We start from the raw sequence: 16,928 nt of genomic DNA, 5'->3' as shown, positions 1-16,928 counted from the left end.
AACACACACAATTGGCCCGACAGATGAGGTGGGGGGAATGACCGCGGGGTACGCCGTCGTACCGGAGGTTTGCCTGTACAAGCAGACTCCGCTGCGCCATTTTCGGCAGTTGCAGGGACCGCGCAGCCGGGAGTTGTTCCTGGTCGAGCCGGAACCGATCGTCGCCTCCGACGATCGGGAGTTACTCGCGACCGCCCTGGGCGCCACCCTGTACGTGCCCGCGACCAGACCGGATCTGGCGGAGACGATCCGCAGACGGGCGGCGCGCGGGGTGTGTTCGATGGTGATCGACCTCGAGGACGCCGTCGCCGATCACCAGGTGGAGGCCGCCAAGGAGCACGCGGTGGCGACGCTGGATCTGCTGGCGCGCAGCCAGGATCCCAATCCGATGCTGTTCGTGCGGGTGCGCGACGCGCAGACCGTCACCGAGCTGGTCGAGCTGCTCGGGCCGGGCGCGCGCGCTCTCACCGGGTTCGTCTTCCCCAAGTTCGACGCGGCCACCGGGCCTGCCTACCTGGCCGCCCTCGACGCGGCGAGCCATCGGCTGGGTCGCCCGGTCTACGGCATGCCGGTGCTGGAATCGGCGAGTCTGGTGCATCGCCAGACCCGCGACGAACAGCTCTCGCGCATCGCCGACCTGCTCGCCACGCACCGCGACCAGCTGCTGGCGGTGCGGATCGGCGCCACCGACATGTGCTCGACGTTCGGCATCCGCCGCGACCGCGATCTCACGATCTACGACGTGCGGGTGGTCGCCGATGTGATCGCCGACATCGTCAACTACCTCGGCCGCACCGACGGCACCGGGTTCATCATCACCGGACCGGTGTGGGAGTACTTCGCCGATCACGAGCGGATGTTCCGGCCCTTGCTGCGGACCGCGCCGTTCGAGGAGTCCGACGCGGTCCCGTTCCGCCAGTACTTGGTGAGCCGCGACCTCGACGGCCTGCTGCGCGAGATCACCCTCGACCGCGCCAACGGCATCCAGGGCAAGACGGTGATCCACCCCTCGCATGTGGCCGCCGTGCACGCGCTGTCGGTGGTGACGCACGAGGAGTACGCCGACGCGCTCGACATCATGGCCGCCGACGTCGGTGGCGTGGCCGCCTCGGAATACCGCAACAAGATGAACGAGATGCGCCCGCACCGCAGTTGGGCCCGGCAGACGCTGGTCCGGGCTCGCGCGTTCGGCGTCGCGAACAAGGGAGTTTCTTTCGTGGATCTGCTGACAGCGATGATCGCCGAATGAGCGGATTCGATCGGGAAACGCCGTGGGCGACCGAGCATCTGGGGATCGTGCTGCATCACGCGGAGTGCTTCTCGGCGACACCGCGCTCGACCGTGTCGCCGGTCGTCGCATCGCCGGTCGATGGGTTGAGCGCTGAGGTCGTCTCCGGTGCGGTCGCGTCGCCTTCTGCCGCGGTGGCCCTCGACGTGTCCTCGGTGGGCCTGTCGTCTCTGGAGGCGTCGGGCGCCGGGCTGTCGATCGCGGAGCTGGTGCGGCCGGGACTTCGCCGCAATCCGCGGCGTGCGCATCTGCTCGTGTCCACCGTGCTCGGCAAACACCTGCCCACCGACCCGCGCGTGGTGATCGGCGCGGGTGAGCGACTCGGCGATCTCGTGCGCGAGCAGCTCGGTGCGCGGGCGGCTGTCGTCCTCGGATTCGCCGAGACCGCGACAGGTCTGGGTCATTGCGTGGCCGCTCGCCTCGACGCGGCCTGCTACCTGCACTCCACCCGCAGGCACGAGCCGCGTGCCACCACGCTGACCGGGTTCGAGGAGGGCCACTCGCACGCCACCTCGCATCTGCTCCAGCCCGCGCCGGGGGAGATCTTCGCCAACGACCTGCCGTTGGTCTTGGTCGACGACGAGATCTCCACCGGCGACACCGCCATCGACGCGGTCCGCGCCCTGCACGCCTTCGCGCCCCGCGCGCACTACGTGCTCGCCTCACTGGTCGACATGCGCACCGCCGCCGACCGCGACAAGTTCGAGAAGTTCGCCGCCGAACTGGGCGCGCGGATCGACACCGTCTGCCTGGCCGCCGGTCGCACCGACCTGCCGGACGGGCTGGTCGAGTCGGTCGCCGCCCTGCCCGACCCGGAGCTCAATCCGACAGCGGCGCAGCGTGGTTCGTTCGGCCGATGCGAACTGCCCTGGCCGGCTGATGTTCCCGAAGGCGGCAGACACGGCGTCCTGAACACAGATGTTCCGGCGTTCGACGTGGCGGTCAAGGCCGCCGCCGACGCGGTACAGGCGCGCCTGAGCGCGGAGTTCCCCGGTCGCCCGGTGATCGTGCTCGGCCACGAGGAACTCATGTATCTTCCGCTGCGCCTGGCCGCTGAACTCGCCGACGGCGGCATCCCGACCCGCTTCCAGACAACCACCCGCTCACCGGCTTACGTCCTGGACGAACCCGGCTACCCCCTGCGCCGCGGCTTCCGCTTCACCGCCCCGGAACCGGACCCCGCCGCCCAGCGCTATCTCTACAACGCGCAGTTGCCCGACAGCGACGAGGCGCCGGTCCTGCTCCTCGTCCTCGACCCGCCCGCCGACACTGCCGAACTCCTCGCCCCCGGCGGCCTGGTCGACGTCCTCACCGCTTCGGGCGCGGATGTCCTCCTCGCGGTAGCGCCCGGCGCCGACCCACGCGTTCTCCACGAGAACCGCACCGCCGCGACGCCATCGCGCGTCCCGGCCGCGGTCGGACGCACCTTCCCCGAGGCGCTGCACGGTCCCGATTTCGGTTCGTATGCGGCCGAAGAGGTTTCCTGGTTGCTCAAGGACCTTTCGGGTGCCGATCTCGAAGCCGATGTCGCCGAACGTGAGCGCCGGATCCAGGCTGGTGTGGCGCACTACGCCGAGTCGCTGCCGGTGGAGTACCAGCCCGACGCCGAGTATCGCGAGTTGTTCGATCGGGTGCTGGCCGACAGTGCCGAGCGCTTGGCGGTGGCCGTGGCGACGGTGTCCGAGCTGGTGGTCGCCGAGCGTGGTGAGGACATCGTGCTGGTCTCGCTGGCCAGGGCTGGAACGCCGGTCGGCGTGCTCATGCGACGGTGGCTGGCCAGTGGTGTCGGGCGTCCGGTGCTGACCGTGCCGCACTACGCGGTGTCGATCGTGCGTGATCGCGGCATCGATGCGGTGGCGCTGGATTATCTGGCGCACCACCATGATCCGTCGTCGATCGTGTTCGTCGACGGCTGGACCGGCAAGGGCGCCATCACCCGTGAGCTCACCGAGGCGCTCGACACCTACCACGCGGCGGGCGGGGCGCGGTTCAACGACGAGCTGGTGGTGCTGGCGGACCCGGGCAACTCCGTGCGCACCTACGGTACTCGCGACGACTTCCTCATCGCCTCTGCCTGCCTGAATTCGACTGTCTCCGGTTTGGTGTCACGCACGGTCCTCAACGAGACCCTGATCGGGCCCCGAGACTTCCACGGCGCCAAGTTCTATCGCGAACTCGCCGACGCGGATGTCTCCAATCAGCTGCTCGACGCGGTGACCGCCGCCTTTCCCGTCGTCGCCGATCAGGTCCCGGATGCCGTCGCGGCGATCCGGGATTCCGACCGGACGCCGGATTGGTCGGGCTGGGCGTCGGTGGAGCGCGTGCGCGCCGAATATGGCGTCGCCAGTGTGAATTTCGTGAAGCCCGGTGTCGGCGAGACCACCCGTGTGCTGCTGCGGCGGGTGCCGTGGCGAGTCCTCGTCCGCGAGGCCGATGCCCCCGAACACGCCCACATCCGATTGCTCGCCGCCGCACGCGATGTCCCGGTGGAAGTGGTGCCGGACCTGGCGTACTCCTGCATGGGCCTGATCAAGGAGCTCGACCAGTGACCGCCGAGGCCCTGTTCGCCACCGACCTGGATCGTACGATGATCTTCTCGCGCAATGCCTTCGGTGGCGCGGACGCGGTGGCCGCGGAGTGTGTGGAGTACTACGAGGGTGAACCGCTGTCGTACATGACCACGACGGCCGTCGCCCAGTTGCGGCAGCTGGCCGCCACGGCGCCGGTGCTCCCCACGACCACCCGCACCATCGAGCAGTTCCAGCGGATCGCGCTGCCGGGCGCGCCGTGGCGCTACGCGGTCACCAGCAATGGCGGCAACATCCTCGTCGACGGCCTTCCCGATCCGACCTGGCGCACCGCGATCGATGACCAGGTGCGTACCACCGGCGCCACGCTCGCCGAGGTCGGCGCCGAACTGCGCACCCGCGTCGACGATTCCTGGGTCATGAAATATCGCGAGGCCGACGATCTGTTCTGCTACCTGGTCGTTCACCCCGACGCGGTGCCCGCGGGCTTCCTCGCCACCTGGGACACCTGGTGTCGCGCGCACGGCTGGTCGGCGTCGCAGCAGGGTCGCAAGATCTACACGATGCCCGACGCCGTCAGCAAGAGCTTCGCCATCGCCGAGGTCCGCCGCCGCCTGGTGGATTCCGGCGAACTGGCCGCGCCCGCGCCGCTGTACGCCGCGGGCGACGGCGCCCTCGACGCCCCCATGCTCCGCGCCGCCGACGCCGCCATCCGCCCCCGCCACGGCGAACTCGAGGAACTGAATTTCACCGCCCCGAACCTCACCGTCACCACAGCTGCCGGAATCCTGGCTGGTGAGGAGATCCTCGCCTGGTTCCATGCCCACGCCGCACTCACGCTGCGGGGAACAGCCCCTTCGCCAGCACCGGCCACGACGACTTGAGGTCGTCCTGCCAATAGCCCCAGGAATGGGTGCCGGTGTCGCGATAGACGAAGGTCGCGGGGATGTCGAGGCGGCCGAGTCGAGCCTGCAGGTTGTGCGCGCCGAGGAAGATCGCGCCCTCGATCAGCGCGCCCAGCGCCACGGTCTTCGGTGTGTCGGCGGGCTTCTCCATCCGGAACGGCCCGCCCGGCGCGTCGTGGATACCCGGGATGCCGGTGCCGGTGGACACGAAAAGATGGGTGCCGCGCAGCTTCTCGGCGTTCACGAGGGGATCGTTGGCCACCCACAGCGGCCCGCCGATCGGCCCCCACATGTTCTCGGTGTCCCCACCGCCGTACATCTCCACGGTCGCCCGCACCGCCTGCTGCCCCGCCGGATCGCTGACCTGGGTGAGACCGCTGTACACCGCCGCGCTGCGGAAGAGCCCGGGATGGTTGATGGCGAGATTGAGCACCGGAACACCCGACATCGACAGCCCGGCAATGGCATTCACCCCATTGGTGCCCAACGCCGCGTCGATGAGCGGCGGCAGTTCCTCGCCGATGTAGGTCTGCCACTTGTTCACCCCGAGCACCGGATCGGGTTTGATCCAGTCGGCGTAGAACGACCACTTGCCGCCGATGACCTGGACGACGTTGATGTCCTTGTCGGCCAGGAAATCCAGCGCGTCGGTGCGCAACTGCCACGACGCGCGATCCTCGCCGCCGCCTGCGCCGTTGAGCAGGTACAGCGCGGGCTTGGGCGTCGAGGTGTCGGCGGGGCGCTGCACATCGACGGGGAAGGTCGCGTCCATCGCCGCGGAGTACACGTGCAGCCGCAGGTGGCGGGAGTCGGTGACCTCCACCTTCTCGATGAAGGACCCGTTCGGCGAGGTCACCGCCTCGATCGTCACGCCGGGCGCGGTGGCCGGGTCGGCGGAGACGGGGATACCGGTGATGATCGACGCGCCGACGGCCAACACTGCCACCGCCACGACCCGTCGGATGCTGCGACGCTGCACTGCGCCCACTCCTCTGATCGAACTACCGCCGAACCGTTCTCTCGGCGGAGCCCACCGTAGCGGGCGCCGTCCGGCCACCGCCGGATTTTGGCGCGTTCTCGTTTCAGATTCTGGATCGGCCGGTCAGTGCTGCTGCTGATCGGCGAGCTGCTGGGCGATGACCCCGTGGATGCGCTGCAGGCCGCCCACGGAGATACCGCTCTGGAGCTGGCCCTCGATGGTGCGGACCAAGGCGTTGTCGCTCATGATCTTCTCGGTCGACTGGATCAGCACGGTGCCGGCGCCGGTGAAGTCGAACTGGCGCTCCTCGCCGGAGTTCACACCCATCCTGGCCGCGCCCGCCGCCAGGAAGCTGCCGATCCAGCCCTCGTCGTAGTGGTGACTGGGGGAGGGGCAGTCGGCCCAGCCGACCAGCGCCTCGGGGTCGACCCGCAGCGGCGGCTCGGCGAACATCACCGGACCATTGGAGGAGGCGAGGAACTTGCCGGTGCCGATCAGGGTGAGGAAACCGGGCACGATCGACTGCTTGAGCGCCAGGCCCGGCTCGAAGGCGAGCAGGTTGGCGCCCCGGATGGTGAGGTTGCCGTCCTCGAGATCATAGGAATTGATGTCGTAGCCGCGGTCGCCGATGATCAGCTTGCCGTGGCCCTCGGCCACCACGTAGTCACCGACGAACAGCGGCGCGGAGAACTTGCTGCTCACCATGTGCACGAGGTGGCCCTGCAGACCGTGGGTGAGCAGCTGGAACTGGATCTGGCCGTAGTAGGCGATCATCGCGCCCTTGCGCATGAACCACGGGCCGGTCAGATCGATGCAGAAGGCGTAGTCGTTGCCCGGAATGTTGTCGCTGGCGCCGAGATTGTGCGGAGACAGGATTTCGCTCATCGGTTCACAACTTCTCTTCGGAGGCCTGCACGTACACCACACCCTGTCCGTGGCAATGCAATTGCATCGCCTCGCCCGAACCGCGGCCCACGGCGTCGCGCCAACTCAGCGCGGCTTTGAGCTCGGTCTGGACGTCGCCGTAGGCGGCGACGAACGCCTGCGGGTCGACGATCACCGGATTCGGCCCGCCCACTGGCAGTTCCAGGAACCCGCCGTGCGCGAGCAGCACCGCGGCGCCCTGCCCGCTGAGCTGGGTGGTGAACATGCCCTGCCCGGTCGCCACGCCCGCGGCGGCGCCACGCAGCGCCCCCATCAGACCGCCACCGCCGCCACCGCCCGAACTCGCCACCGACACCACCGAGGTCTGCAGCGCCGCCGAATGGGCCAGTAGTCGCGAAGCCTCCACCCGCAGGGTCGCACCCGGCTGCATGTGCACCACGTGCACTTCGAGACCGGCGAATCCGTAATGGACGACGCCTCTTCCGCTGGCCAGCATGGTGCGCTCGTGCTCACCGGCCATCATCTGCCCGGCCATCCGCATCAACCCGCCACCCGATCCGGCACCGGCACCGGCACCGGGAATCTGGTGCGGAGAGAAGGAGACCTGGCCGGTGTAGAACAGCATCGCGCCGGTCCGCCCGACCACCTCGCCGACCCGCTCGAGGTCGGCCCGGACGACCTTGCTGTTGATCTTCTCGAACATCGCCCGCCCTACCGTTCCGCCGGCTGGATCAGTACCACGCCCTGGCCTTCCCACCGCAGTGAGAACGCCTCGCCCGAACCCTGGCCGACCACGGAGCGCCAGGAGACATCGGTGACGAAGGACTGCTCGAGATTGCCGCGCGCGGCGACGAACGCGTCCGGATCCACGATCAACGGGTACTGCGGGGAGACCTCGAGGTGGATCAGCGGACCGCCGGCCGACAGCAACGCCACCTGGCCCTGCCCGCTGACGGTGGTGGTGAACAGGCCGTTGCCCGACGACATCCCACCCACCCCGGCGAATCGCACATCGGTGCGCAGATCTCCGGCGATGGTGAGCAGCTGCTGTGATTCGACCTGCAGCGTCTCGTTGTTCAGATTCACCACGGTGACGTCCTGGCCGTTCACCGCGAAATAGACCCGGCCGTTGCCGCCGCATTCCATCAGCGACAGCTTCTCGCCGGTGGCGCGGCGCTTGAGCCCGGCGAGCACGCCGTCGCCGCCGCCGAAGCCGGCCGATTTGAACTGGACATTGCCTTCGTAGGCCACCATCGAACCGGCTATCGCGCGCACACTCGTCCCTGTGAGCTGGGCCGCGACCACCCTCTTCGATTGTTCGAACAACTGCGCCATGGCAGGCCCTGTGTCCCCTCTGACAGCGGGAGCGAAGCCCCGTTTCGACTGCGTCGTCACCCTAACCGATCAGCCGGGCCGATGCGGTGCTCACCGAGCGCGAACGCCACCGGCCGGTTTCTCGTAGAGTGGCAGGCGACCGCACCGACAAGCGAAGGGTCGAACTTGTCTGCAACACTCGCCAAGGGCCAGAACGGTCCGCTGGCCGTCACTGACGTGGTGATCTCGCTCCAGCTCACGGCACCGGCCGACCTGTCCGCCCTGCTCGTGACCGAGCAGGGCAAGGTCCGCACCGACGCCGATTTCGTCTTCTACAACCAGCCGAGCGGACCGGGCGTAGACCTGCGTCCCGGACCGGCCGGTCAGCCCGCCTCGCTGACGGTGTCGCTGCCCGCCGTGCCCGCCGACATCGCTCAGATCCGCGCGGTGATCACCCTCGACGACGCGAACAGCAACTTCGGCCGGTCCGCCCCGCCCACCGCGATCGTCTCCGACGCGGCCGGAAACCAGCTGTACGCGTATCAGATCGAGGGGCTCGACGCCGAGTCGATCGTGATCGCGCTCGAGCTGTACCGCCGTCAGGGCAGCTGGAAGGTGCGCGCCGTCGGGCAGGGCTACGCCGGTGGTTTCGCCGCGCTGGTCACCGATCACGGTGTGCAGGTGGATGATTCGCCCGCCCAGGCCGCGCCCGCCGCCGCACCGCAGCAGGCACCGCCGCCGCCTCCGCCCCCGCCGTCGCAGCCGGCGTATCCGCAGCAGTCCGCGCCGAGCTACCCGCAGCAGCCCGCGCCCGCCTACGCCCCGCCCGGTGGTGGCTATCCGCCGCCGCCCGGTCCGGGCCCGGCCCCGCAGCCGCCCGCCGGGGGGTACCCGCCGCCGCCCGGCCCCGGCTACCCGCCGCCCGCCGGTGGCTATCCGCCGCCCGCGCCCCCGCAGCCGACCGGCGAGGTGAGCCTGAGCAAGGATCGTCCGGTCAGCCTGCAGAAGGGACAGCGGGTCACCCTGCGCAAGGATGGCGGCACCGCGCTGACCTTCGTGAAGATGGGCCTGGGCTGGGACCCGGTTCGCGCGCGTGGCATGTTCGGCAACCGCACGGTCGACATCGATCTCGACGCCTCGGTCTGCATGTTCGCCGACAACAACCTCGTCGACGTGGCCTACTACGGCCAGCTCTCGTCCAAGGACGGGTCGGTGCGCCACCAGGGCGACAACCTGACCGGCGAGGGCGACGGCGACGACGAGACGATCCTGGTGGACCTGACCAGGATCCCGGCGCACATCTCGACCCTGCTGTTCATCGTCACCTCCTACAAGGGCCACACCTTCGAGCAGGTGCAGAACGCGTTCTGCCGCCTGATCGACGGCACCACCAACGGTGAGCTCGCCCGCTACACCCTCGCGGGCGGCATGCCGTTCACCGCGATGGCGATGGCGAAGGTGTACCGGGCCGGTGGCGACTGGAAGATGCAGGCGCTCGGCGAAGGCTTCCAGGCCAAGCATCCCGGTGAGGCCGTCCCGCAGCTGGGCCGGTTCCTCGGCAACACCTAGGTCGCGCGACAGAGCAAGGCAGACAACGTGATTCACCTGAAGGCGGGGCAGAACACCGCCCTCACCGCCGACGCCGTGCGCTTCACCGCACAGACCACCGGCACCGTCGAACTCGGCGCGCTGGTGGTCGGCGAGGATCTGCGGGTGCGCGACGAACACGACCATGTGTGCGCGTCGCGGCCCTCGGCCCCCGGGGTGAGCGTCGTCGGGGGTGGGGTGGAACTCGCTCTGCCGCAGGTGCGTTCGGATGCCGGTGCGGTCCTGCTCTACGTCGCGGCCGGGCACGTGCTCGGCCGCGTCACGGCGGCGCTGTTCGAGAACGGCAGCGTCACCGCCGAATTCGTCATCGCGCCGACCGCGGGGGAGAGTGCGTTGATCTGCCTCGAGGTGTACCGGCGCGGTGGGGGGTGGAAGCTGCGGGCGCTCGGTCAGGGCTACGCCGGTGGGCCGACGCAACTGCTTGCCGCGCATGGCGTTCCGGCCCAGCGCGGTGCACCGACCCCCGCCGGGGTGCCGCAGCACGGCGCCCAGCCCCCAGCCGGGTCGCCGACCTACCCCGGCGCCCAGCCCTCTGCCGGGTCGCCGACCTACCCTGGTGCGCCGACCCAGCCTGGCTCGGCGCCATACTCAGGTGCTCCGAATCCGGCTGGTACACAGCCATATTCCAGCTCTCCATCTCAGCAGGGCGACCCGACCTACCCCGGCCCGCCGACCCAGTCCGGCACGTCGTCGTACCCTGGTGGGCCGACTCAGCCCGGTGGGCACACCCAGTCTGGCGGGCCGACCCAGCCTGGCGGGCCGACCCAGTCTGGCGGGCCGACCCAGTCCGGCGGGCCGACCCAGCCCGGCGGCGCGCCCCATCATCAGTCCGGCACACCGACCGGGGCGTTCGGCCAGTTCACGCCCGCGCCGGGAGCCCCGCTGGAAGTCGGCCACGGCCTGCAGCGCATGTGGATGATCTTCGAGGACGCCGCGCGTTCGGCCGCCGCGCTGCTCTCCGCCCGCGACTACGCCGCCACCCGCCTGGATCGGGAACTGTCCGACGCGGTGTCGAATCCGGCCACCCGCAACACCCCCGCCGCCGACGCGGCCCGCACCGTCGCCCAGCATCGTCACGACGAGCTGGTCGGGATCGCCGACGCCGACCACCGCCGCGACAGCGATCAGCTCGGTCGCGAGATCGCCGAGGCCGACGCCGTGATGCCCGCCGCGCTCGCCTCCTGGCTCGCCCCGTCCTGGACCACCCGCGCGGTGCCGAGCGACGGCATCCGGCTCGGCGAGCTCTACGCCAGCGAACGCGGCGAGCTGCGCGTGCCGTATTGCGTTCCCGTGCCGTTGAATCGACCGCTGTGGGTCGACACCGAGTCCACCGCCGCCGCGGCGCGGGTGGTCGGCGCGTTGCTGGCCCGGCTGGTCGCCGCGCTGCCGGACAAGCCGACCAGGGTGGACCTGATCGACCTCACCGCCGGTCTGCGCGGACTCGCCACCCCGCTCGCACCGCTGCTGGCCGGTCCGGTGGTCACTGACCACGCTGACATCTCGGCTCGCCTGCGCGACCTGGCCTCCGCGGCCGAGCTCGCCGAAATCGCTTATCAGAGTGGGCAAGCCGTCCCGCCCACCGAACATCGCATCCTCGTCGCCGCCGACTTCCCGCACGGCTACCAGACCGAGGACGTGGTCCGGCTCGGTCAGCTCATGGTGCGCGGCGACCTGATCGGCCTGTCGCTGGTCATCGTCGGCAGCGGCACCACCGAATTCGGCGACGGCCCGCTGGCCCTGCTCGCCCAGTCCTGCCGACACCTCCCGACCCTGCCGGGCACCCCCCTGTTCGACCCGTGGACCGGTAACGCCTGGGAACTCGACCTCGACATGCTCCCCGCCGAGCCCGAACTCCAGGCTCGCTACCTGCGCACGCCGTGATTCCGCGGCTGCTGCCGCGGTCAAACAGATTCCCGGTCGACCTTCCGGTCGGGGGTTCGTCGCCGGGCGAAGGCGTCGGCGCGGGAGAGTCTGGGGCGCAGGAATTCCGGTAGCCAGGGGAGCAGCGGGTCGGGGGCTCGATTCAGGACGCCGCCCGCCGGATCGTCGACGAAATCGCGGCGGACCAGGTCGTGCTCGGGGCGCAGGATCTGGTAGACGATCATCGCGCACAGGCCGAGCACGGCGAGGTCGCGCAGCACCACGGTGCCGGTGAACCACTGTTCGGGCACACCCTTGTTGTCCTCGCCGAGGTAGTAGAACATCCGCGGCACCCAGACCAGCGCGTCGATCGTCATCCACGCCAACAGGATTCGCCGATGCGGCAGCGCGAGCACCGCGAGCGGCACCAGCCACAGCGAGTACTGCGGGCTCCACACCTTGTTCGTCAGCAGGAACGCGGCGATGACGAGGAAGCACAGCTGGGTGAGGCGGGGGCGCCGGGGCGCGGTGAGGGCCAGGTAGCCGATGCCGAGGCAGGCGAGCAGGAACAGCAGCAGCGAGACGGTGTTCAGTATCGTCGGTGGTTCACCGTGGGCGAGCGGGCCGTCGAAGCCCTGCCAGCCGGTGAACGAGGCGATCACGTTGTAGATCGAATCCGGGTCGGCGTGCCGAGTGGTGTTGAGCCGGAAGAACTCCCGCCAACCCTGCGGATACAGTGCGGCGATGGGCAGGTTCACCACCACCCAGGTGCCTGCGGCGGCGAGCACGGCCAGCGTGGCGGCGCCCAGCGGTCGCAGCGCGAAGAGGTGGGTGCGCGCGGGGGTTTCGCGCAGGTAGGTGCGGACCGCGTCGAGGCTGTCGATGTCGCGCAGGCGCAGTCCGGCACGGGCGGCGGGTTGGCGCCGCATCGGATCGGCCCGCAGGCACAGCACGATGATCGGCCCGAGCAGCAGCAGCGGATACAGCTTGGCCGCACCACCGAGCCCGAGCAGCACCCCGGCGAGCACCGGCTTGCGCCGCGCCCAGGCCAGCAGACCGGTGGCCGCGAAAGCCGTTGCCAGGGCGTCGAAATTGGTGAAGGCGTGCACGATGACCAGCGGCGAGACCGCGATGAGAGCAGCATCCCAGACCCGCCGCCCGGCTAGTCGCGACGAGGCCCACACGGTGATCAGCCAGCCCACCGCCAGCCCCAGCGCGACGACGTTGAAGTACACGACCACCGACAGCGCGCCGGGCAGCGGCAGGTGATCCCAGACATTGCCCACCTGCATCGCGGCGTACTGGTACAGGCCCGACAGCACGGGGTACTCCATGTGCCTGACCTCGGTGCCGCCGTCGGGCGTGGACTCGATCCAGTACTTCTTGTATGGGAACGCGCCCTCGTTGAGCCGTTCGGCGCCGTAGAGCGGGACCGTGTCCGAGTAGCACATGGCCACGTACTGGCGGCCGTTCGTCCAGTCCAGCGTGAGCCCGCCCGCGCCGTCGTCGGTCTGCTGGATGCAGGCGGCCTTGGTCGACCAGCCCAGCGCGAGGAAGATCACCGTGAACGCGAACAGCACCCGCAGCGGCGTCCAGAACCGCACCCGCCCGATCAGCGCGTGGTCGCCGACCGGGCCGCCGACCACGGTGGACAGCTGCGCGGTCAGCGAGTCGTTGCGGCTCGGCCGGTCACGCGCGTCGATCGAACGCAGGTCGGGGGCCAGCTGGGCGGGCGCGACGTACTCCAGCGCGCGGCCCGGCCGGGTACCACTCGACGTCGGCTGGTCCGCGAGATGCTGGTCGGTCACGACATCCGAGGCTACCGGTGGCTACCGGGTTCCGGTCGGTGCGGTTCCTCCGTCGGTGTAGCCGCCGTCGTCGTCCGCGGTCCCGCCGTTGCCGTTGGTCCCGCCGTTGCCGTTGGTCCCGCCGTTGCCATTGGTCCCGCCGTTGCCGTTGCTCTGGCCGTTGCCGTTGTTTCCGGAATCCGGTGGTGACCCGTCCGCGGGCGCCACCGGCTGACCGGGCAGCGGTCCGGTCGTGGTCTCCGGCACCTGCTGCGAGCGTTGCGGCACCGCGGGCTGCTGCACTCCCGGCACCGGAATCCGGATACCGGGCAGGATCTCCACCTGCGACGGCACGATCACCGGCGGTGCGAAGGTCTGCTCGGTGGTCTCCGGCGCTGTATAGGGCGCCGACCATTCCGGCACGCCCGCCTGGCCCTTGATCGGAGCCGGCTTGGGGAACGACTCGTTCGGCGTGCCCGACAAGGCGCCGTCCATCGCGGCCTTCCAGATATCGGAGGGCAGGCCGGAACCGTAGATGCTGGCGCCGCCGTAGTTGCGCAGCGGGTCGCCCTGCTCGGTACCGACCCAGACCGCCGTCGACAGCGACGGGGTGTAGCCGACCATCCAGGCATCACGGTTGTTGCCGGTGTCGCCGAGCTGGTGGGTGCCGGTCTTGGCCGCCGAGTCGCGGCCACCGGCCAGATTGTGGTTGCGCGAGTAGGCCGCGATCGGTTTCATCGCCGCGGTGACGTTGTCGGCCACGGCCTCGCTCACCCGCTGCTCACCGGCCGGTTCGCCGCGATCGAGCAGCACCTGACCGTCGGCGGTCACGACCCGCTGCACGAAGTGCGGCGCGTGGTAGATGCCCGAGGCGGCCAGGGTGGCATACGCCGAGGCCATGTCCAGTGGTCGGGATTGGTACTGGCCGAGCACGATGCCGTTGTTGGGGCCGTTGCCGTTCGGTTCGGTCAACGTCTTGCCGATGCCGGGCAGTTCCTCGGGAATGCCCAGCTTGTGGCCCATGTCGGCGATCTTCTGCGGACCGTTCGACATGTCGAGCTGCATACGATAGAAGCTGGTGTTCAGCGAGCGCTTGAGCGCCTCGGCGATGGTGCACATTCCGCACGACTCGCCCTCGACATTGCCGATCTTGACGCCGTTGACGGTGATCGGCGAGCTGTCGTAGAGCTGTGAGAGCGGAATGCCCTGTTCGAGGTTGGCGGCCAGCCCGATCACCTTGAACGAGGAACCGGTGGGCAGACCGGCATTGGCGAAGTCGAAGCCCTGGCCGTCCTCACCGCCGTAATAGGCGCGCACCGCACCGCTGCGCGGGTCGATCGAGACCACTGCCGTCCGCAGATTCTCCGGTTCGCCCTGCAAGTTCTTCTGCGCGGCGTTGACCGCGGCTTCCTGCATCTTGGGGTCGATCGTCGTGGTGATCTGCAGGCCCTCGGTGTTGAGCTGCTGTTCGCTGATGCCCGCCGAGGAGAGCTCCTTGAGCACCTGATTCTTCACCAGGCCCTCGGGCCCGGTGTCGAGGCTCTTGTCGCCCAGCGAGGCCAGCGGGACCACCGCCGGATACTCCATCGACTGGCGTTCGGCCGCGGACAGGTTGTTGCCCGCGACCATGCCGTCGAGCACGTAGTTCCACCGTGACCGGGCGCCGTCGGGGTTCTTCTCCGGATCGAGCAGCGAGGGCAGCTGAATGGTCGCGGCGAGCACCGCGCCCTCGGCCACGGTCAGCTCCTGCACGGGCTTGCCGAAGTACGCCTTCGCGGCGGCATCGATGCCGTAGGCGCCACGACCGAAGTAGATGGTGTTGAGGTAGGCGGCGAGGATGTCCTCCTTGCTCCACTGGCGCGCCATCTTCGCGGAGATCACCAGCTCGTGCATCTTGCGCGTCATCGATCGCTCGTCACCGACCAGTGCGTTCTTCACGTACTGCTGGGTGATCGTGGAACCGCCACCGGCGCTTTCCTTGCCCAGGATGTTGTCGCGTGCGGCACGGGCGAAGCCCGAGACCGAGAAACCGGGGTTGGTGTAGAAGTCGCGGTCCTCGGCGGCGATCACGGCATTGCGCGCGTGCGGCGGGATCTGATCGATCGAGACCTCGGTGCGGTTGCCCTCGGGCGGCACCACCTTGCTCAGTACCGACGTGCCGTCCGAGGCGTAGATCGTCGCGACCTGGTTGGTCTCCAGATCGCCGGGCTTGGGCACCGACACCGCCGTGTAGGCGACCAGGAACACCGCGCTCGGTACGACGATGGCCAGGGCCATCAAGACATACAGCGTGCGGCGCACGATCCGCCACGGCGATTTCTTCTTCACCGATTCACCACTACCGGAGCCGTCGTCGCCCCCGCCACCACCGCGGCGGTTGCGCGGACCGGTCGGCGGCGGGGTGCCGCCCGCGCCGGTGGCTCGGCGTTCACCGGTGGTCGGGCCGCCGGGACGCCGGCCCGCGCCGGGCCGCGCGGTCGCCGCCCCCGCGCCGACGCGGCGGGTCACCTCGTCGGTGCCGCCGCGCACGGTGCGTCCGGCGTCGGGCTGACCCGAACGTACGGTCGGCTCCTCGGGACCGCCGGGACGCGGCAGCTTCTGGGTGGCACCGGCGGCGGGCACACCGTGGCGACCGGGCTGACCGGGCCTGCCCTGCGGCGGCCTGCCCTGACCGGGCACCGGCCCACCCTGCGGCCCACCGGGGCGCTGCGGGGGCGGGCCGGGCCGACGTGGCGGCGTGCCGCCCGGGGGCGGCCCTTGTGGACGATGGGGTGGCGGTCCACCCTGCGGCGGCCTGCCCTGACCGGGCACCGGACCCCGCCCACCCGGCGGCGGACCGCCCTGAGCGGGCCCACCTGGGCGCTGCGGGGGCGGACCCGGCCGACGCGGCGGCGGGCCCGCGGGCCGATCACCCGACTGTGGAGGAACACCGGGGTTGCCACCCCGGGCTGGACGGCCGCCATGCGGATCATCGCCGAAGGGGGAGGACTCGTAGGGCGAACTCACTGACCAGATCTCCATAACTCGTAAGGTTCAACCGACACACGACATCCGCGCCGGTGGACCGGCGCGGATACCTTGCACCCCGAACAGCGGCGCATCATGCGGTGGCCACCATCACTGCGCGGCCACCATCACTCGGCAGCAGATCGCCGCCCGGCTCTCGGACCGGACCGGCGACGGGTGGGCGCGGGCGCCGAACCGAGCACATACGACTGGACCAGGTGGTTCCAGCTGCACGAGCGGCACACCTCGACGACATGCACCGAGAACTCCTCGTTCGACTCTGCCATCCGAATCAGTTCCTCGGGTGTCCGCGCCGACCCGGCCGCTTGGCCGAGCCCCTCGCCGTACACCCACGAAACCAAGGTCAGCTGCTCTTTCCGGCAGATCGGGCAGGTGACCTCGCTGCCCCGGCCATGGAACTTCGCGGCCCTGAGCAGATAGGGATTCGCATCGCACACTTCGGCCACCCCCACCCGGCCCGCGTAGACATCGGCCAGCAGCGACCTGCGCCGGAGCGCATAGTCGACCACCTGCCGCTGAATTCGCACGATCACCAGAGTAGCTGGGTTTGATTTGTGGCGTCGGTGGCATCGTGTCTTCTCCGCTCACATCGTGAACTCCCGATTCCAGGGTTGTCCCAGACGTTTTCGCAGGTCAGTCGAACAAGGGTGACGGCTGATTCCGGATGGTCCGCGCGCGGACCGAAATCCGTGGCGGGAGCGCGTGATATCGATCGCGCGCGGGTGTCGAGTGTTCTTGACCGTGAAC

General features: G+C 69.7%; 12 protein-coding genes. 5 read left to right on the top strand and 7 right to left on the bottom strand.

All coding sequences use genetic code 11. From position 1 onward, the window contains the following. Positions 1–37 precede the first annotated feature (37 nt). From BOX37_RS32505 to BOX37_RS32495, 3 genes are read left to right on the top strand one after another with little or no spacing between them, the layout of a single operon-like run. Complete coding sequence (locus BOX37_RS32505; protein ID WP_206045741.1) at positions 38–1,249, top strand: HpcH/HpaI aldolase/citrate lyase family protein; 1,212 nt, start codon at positions 38–40, stop codon at positions 1,247–1,249. Next, a complete protein-coding gene (locus BOX37_RS32500; RefSeq protein ID WP_240505137.1) occupies positions 1,246–3,837 on the top strand; it encodes a phosphoribosyltransferase in 2,592 nt (863 codons plus the stop codon). The genes BOX37_RS32505 and BOX37_RS32500 overlap by 4 nt, the downstream gene beginning before the upstream one ends. Before the next feature lie 38 nt (positions 3,838–3,875). After that, entirely contained in the window at positions 3,876–4,700 is an 825-nt protein-coding gene (locus tag BOX37_RS32495; RefSeq protein ID WP_071932075.1) for an HAD family hydrolase, read from the top strand. Here BOX37_RS32495 and BOX37_RS32490 read toward each other — a convergent pair. The 4 genes from BOX37_RS32490 to BOX37_RS32475 form a co-directional block, all read right to left on the bottom strand. Continuing rightward, positions 4,651–5,700 carry an alpha/beta hydrolase gene (locus BOX37_RS32490; protein WP_084760489.1) on the bottom strand — a complete coding sequence of 350 codons (1,050 nt, stop codon included), beginning with the start codon at positions 5,698–5,700 and terminating at the stop codon, positions 4,651–4,653. The two genes, BOX37_RS32495 and BOX37_RS32490, sit on opposite strands and share 50 nt — an antisense overlap. Before the next feature lie 123 nt (positions 5,701–5,823). Beyond that, positions 5,824–6,585: an AIM24 family protein gene (locus tag BOX37_RS32485; protein WP_071930946.1), complete on the bottom strand. Its 762-nt coding sequence runs from the start codon at positions 6,583–6,585 to the stop codon at positions 5,824–5,826. A 4-nt stretch (positions 6,586–6,589) separates the two neighbouring features. Next, on the bottom strand, positions 6,590–7,288 hold the full coding sequence (locus BOX37_RS32480; RefSeq protein ID WP_071930945.1) for an AIM24 family protein: 699 nt from the start codon (positions 7,286–7,288) through the stop codon (positions 6,590–6,592). 8 nt (positions 7,289–7,296) lie between these two features. Next, the gene (locus BOX37_RS32475; RefSeq protein ID WP_071930944.1) at positions 7,297–7,920 is read right to left on the bottom strand and encodes an AIM24 family protein; all 624 of its coding nucleotides are present in this window, start codon (positions 7,918–7,920) and stop codon (positions 7,297–7,299) included. Between the two features lie 165 nt (positions 7,921–8,085). Here BOX37_RS32475 and BOX37_RS32470 point away from each other — a divergent pair, with 165 nt between their 5' ends. Both BOX37_RS32470 and BOX37_RS35690 read left to right on the top strand, forming a co-directional pair. Beyond that, a complete protein-coding gene (locus tag BOX37_RS32470) occupies positions 8,086–9,468 on the top strand; it encodes a TerD family protein (RefSeq protein ID WP_071930943.1) in 1,383 nt (460 codons plus the stop codon). Positions 9,469–9,495: 27 nt separating this feature from the next. Next, a complete protein-coding gene (locus BOX37_RS35690; RefSeq protein WP_084760487.1) occupies positions 9,496–11,388 on the top strand; it encodes a TerD family protein in 1,893 nt (630 codons plus the stop codon). Between the two features lie 20 nt (positions 11,389–11,408). On the opposite strand, the gene BOX37_RS32455 is transcribed toward BOX37_RS35690, so the two are convergent. The 3 genes from BOX37_RS32455 to BOX37_RS32445 all read right to left on the bottom strand — a co-directional run bounded on the left by BOX37_RS32455 (position 11,409) and on the right by BOX37_RS32445 (position 16,708). Then, a complete protein-coding gene (locus BOX37_RS32455) occupies positions 11,409–13,175 on the bottom strand; it encodes a glycosyltransferase family 87 protein (RefSeq protein WP_071930942.1) in 1,767 nt (588 codons plus the stop codon). A gap of 21 nt (positions 13,176–13,196) precedes the next feature. Continuing rightward, positions 13,197–15,482 carry a transglycosylase domain-containing protein gene (locus BOX37_RS32450; RefSeq protein ID WP_084761096.1) on the bottom strand — a complete coding sequence of 762 codons (2,286 nt, stop codon included), beginning with the start codon at positions 15,480–15,482 and terminating at the stop codon, positions 13,197–13,199. Between the two features lie 806 nt (positions 15,483–16,288). Beyond that, positions 16,289–16,708, bottom strand: a complete 420-nt coding sequence (locus BOX37_RS32445) for a DUF5318 domain-containing protein (RefSeq protein ID WP_167660020.1) — start codon at positions 16,706–16,708, stop codon at positions 16,289–16,291. Between the last annotated feature and the right edge of the window lie 220 nt (positions 16,709–16,928).

The sequence above is a fragment of the Nocardia mangyaensis genome (assembly GCF_001886715.1).
Taxonomy (GTDB): domain Bacteria; phylum Actinomycetota; class Actinomycetes; order Mycobacteriales; family Mycobacteriaceae; genus Nocardia; species Nocardia mangyaensis.
The sequence above is the reverse complement of the archived record's forward strand: the minus strand, read 5'-3'. Positions and strand labels throughout refer to the sequence as shown.